This is a genomic window from uncultured Maritalea sp. (genome assembly GCF_937139385.1).
Lineage (GTDB): Bacteria > Pseudomonadota > Alphaproteobacteria > Rhizobiales > Devosiaceae > Maritalea > Maritalea porphyrae_A.
The window spans coordinates 1-3,361 of record NZ_CAKZPW010000262.1 but is presented as its reverse complement, the minus strand read 5'-3'; the positions used below and the strand labels follow the sequence as shown (position 1 = coordinate 3,361).

The 3,361-nt window shown below is 53.0% G+C and carries 3 protein-coding genes; 1 reads left to right on the top strand and 2 read right to left on the bottom strand.

Annotated elements, in window-relative coordinates; translation table 11 throughout:
* Nucleotides 1–191: 191 nt before the first annotated feature.
* Together Q0231_RS10860 and Q0231_RS10855 are read right to left on the bottom strand one after the other, a co-directional pair.
* Complete coding sequence (locus tag Q0231_RS10860; protein WP_299347687.1) at nucleotides 192–1,547, bottom strand: MATE family efflux transporter; 1,356 nt, start codon at nucleotides 1,545–1,547, stop codon at nucleotides 192–194.
* Between the two features lie 125 nt (nucleotides 1,548–1,672).
* Nucleotides 1,673–1,978, bottom strand: a complete 306-nt coding sequence (locus tag Q0231_RS10855; protein ID WP_299347686.1) for a hypothetical protein — start codon at nucleotides 1,976–1,978, stop codon at nucleotides 1,673–1,675.
* Between the two features lie 80 nt (nucleotides 1,979–2,058).
* On the opposite strand from Q0231_RS10855, the gene Q0231_RS10850 reads away from it, so the two are divergent.
* The coding region (locus Q0231_RS10850; protein ID WP_299347685.1) for a DEAD/DEAH box helicase at nucleotides 2,059–3,361 on the top strand (1,303 nt) is incomplete at its 3' end.

Sequence of the window (3,361 nt, the reverse complement as noted above, 5' to 3'; positions counted from 1 at the left end):
GCAAAAGCCATTTCACGCGAGGCGTTTAACGTCTCATTTTTACTACCAAATAACACGAGACCTTAAACGCCTCGCGTGTCTGCAAGCGTTGCCGGAAAAAGTGGAAACCAGTTTTTCGGTTCGGCATCGTAAGCACAAGAAGTTGCACTTCTTCTTTCAACTTGGCCGACAGTTGCGGTGCAAGTGCTTTGCTATGCGCCCGCTTCAACCCGCGCGAACAAGTCGGGCATGCGGATCTTCAATAGGGCCAAAAACACCAAGCTTCGGCCAATGAAGAAACTATGCAGCGCCCACCAAAGACCTGCGATGCCCAAAATAGGGGTCAGCACTGCCCAAACCAGTGCAAAAATAATGGTCGAAACAATCATGCCATTGCGCATGTCTGATCCCATGGTTGCACCAGCAAAAACCCCATCAAGCACAAAGGCCAATACCCCAAATACGGGGGCAATCGCGGCGATTAATAAGTAGTCGCGAGCGGTCTGGCGCACCACTTCTGATGTGGTCATAAAGTCAATAATGGTCGGTCCAGTGATCAGGAAAATGACAGATAGGCCGCCTGAAAGAATGAACCCCCACAGCGAAGAAAGTTTGATCGCATCCACAAAAGCAGGCCGCCAGCGCGCGCCAATCGCCTTGCCGCAAAGCTGTTCGGACGCTGCAGCCAGCCCGTCCAAAAAGAACGCGGCGACCATGAGGAAGTGCAACAAAATGCCGTTGGCGGCCAAAATGTCATCACCGGCGCGCGCCCCTTGTGAGGCAAAAAATGAAAATACAGCGCTAAGCAAAACAGAGCGGATCAAGATATCCCCGCTCAGGCCCAAAAGCCGTTTGATCTGCACCACATTGAGCAGGTCAGCTTCGCCCAACTTGCGCAACAGGCGCGAGTGCCCACCAAGTTGCACAACGGCCCAGAGCAAACCAACGATCAGCATGATAATCTGCGCCGCAACGGTGCCCCATGCAACCCCGGCAATGCCCATGTCCAGCCCAAAGGTGAACCAAATTGAAAGCCCGATGTTTGATAAATTGAGGATCAATTGCAGGATCAACGCAACAAAGCTCTGCCCCCGCCCAAGGAACCAACCCACAAGGGCAAAGTTCATCAGGACGAATGGCGCGGCCAATACCCGGATGTAGAAATAGCTCTTGAACGCTTCAACTACTTCAGGGCTGGCCCCATAAGCAACGCTGGCAAATTCAGCAATTGGCACCATCAATGCCAAAACAATAAGCCCAGCGATAAAACCAACCGTCACCGCCCGCACCAAATGCGCAGCTTGTGACGCATCATCGCGCGCACCAAAAGCTTGCGCGGTTAGGCCGGTGGTCGATAAACGGAGGAAATAGAAAATGGCGGCGATGAAATCAAACACCAGCCCACCGATCAGCAACCCACCGAGCAAATCAACTTCGCCCAAACGCCCAACAATAGTGGTGTCTGCAATGCCCACCAAGGGTTCGGTTACAAACGCCACCGCGGTCGGCAGCGCTATTAGCCAAACATCCTTGTGGCCCACGTTAAAGGGATAGCTCTTGGCGCTCATTGTCATTCACCCAATAGAAAAGGCAACAGCCGCGGAACACGTGTTGCCAAAAGATTCTCAAGGGATGAAGTTTACCCCCAACTTGCAATTAGGCAAGCAGGGGGTGATGAATTTAATTGATGGACCTATGAAAGCCAGCGCCGCCAAAGCCGAATGAAAATGTAAAGCGGGAAAACAATCGCCGCACCAAAGCCAAACCAAACGCCCAAGTCGCCCATAAAGCTGCCAAGGTCTGCAAAGGTTCGACCAACGTAGGTGCCCAATGTCCCAAATATGGTGCCCGGCGTAATGTCCATCATCCGCATCACAAATCCAACGATCAGCGAAAGGATCACCAATTTGAAAAAGACCTTGCGTGGACTACCGCCAAAAATGTCGCGTTTCGTGGCGCGTAATTCTTGGTCGTCTTCATGTCTATCTGAATTGCTCATAATTGTTCCCCAAATAATTCTATTAGCTGAATTCACGAAAACACTGGTGATCAGCATATTGTGCGTTAAATATAGGTGCAATGCGCAAATCAACAAGCACTCGCCAAACAATTCCTCTAAATGATGCTGACCTATTCGCACACGCGTGGGGTCTACCAGATGTGGTGCGCGACTGGTTTGTGGCGAAAAACTGGGCACCACGGCAACATCAATTGGACATGCTTGAGGCAGATCGATCCGGCAAATCGGCCCTGCTGATCGCGCCAACAGGCGCTGGTAAAACACTGGCTGGCTTCTTGCCTTCAATCGCCGATCTGGCCGTTGACCAGTTTGACGGCATGCACACGCTCTATATTTCGCCGCTCAAAGCACTGGCGGTTGATGTGGCCCGCAACTTGATGGACCCAATTGCGGATATGGGATTGGACATTCGTGTGGAAACCCGCACGGGCGACACGCCGTCCTCTAGGCGACAACGCCAGCGGTTCGACCCACCAAATATTCTAATGACCACGCCCGAACAATTGGCGCTGATGCTATCGCACAAAGAAGCGCCAAAACTGTTTGGGTCTCTCAAGCGGGTGGTGCTTGATGAATTGCACGCGCTTGCCCTCTCGAAACGCGGCGATCTCTTGGCGCTGGGGTTGGCGCGGTTGGGCACGCTGTGCCCTGATCTAAGAATCTCAGCCCTTTCGGCCACAGTCGCCAAACCAGAAATGCTGCGCGAATGGATCGGCACACCAAAGCCAGAACGCGAAGTGGCGTTTGTGACCAACACGGGTGGGGCAGACCCAGAAGTTGAAATTCTCGCCAGCGACGATCGTGTGCCTTGGGCTGGGCACTCCGCCCAATATGCAGTGCCTGAACTGCTTGAGATCATCAAACAGAACGGCACCACATTGCTGTTCGTCAACACCCGATCACAAGCCGAATTGCTGTTCCAATCCTTGTGGGAACTCAACGAAGATGGGCTAGCCATCGCTTTGCACCATGGCTCACTCGACGTAGAGCAGCGCCGCAAAGTTGAAGCGGCGATGGTGGCGGGAAAGTTGCAAGCAGTTGTTTGTACCTCAACCCTTGATCTGGGCATTGATTGGGGTGACGTTGATTTGGTGGTGCAAATCGGTGCGCCAAAAGGTTCGTCGCGATTGTTGCAACGCATTGGCCGCTCTAACCACAGATTGGATGAACCCTCACGCGCCCTACTGGTGCCCGCAAACCGCTTTGAGGTGCTGGAGTGCGAAGCGGCAAAAGAAGCGGTGAAAGAACGCGCACAGGACAGCGAAGACCCTCAGCCCGGGGGCTTAGATGTGCTTGCTCAACATATATTGGGCATGGCCTGTTCTGCACCCTTCAACGCGGTGCAATTATACGACGAAATCA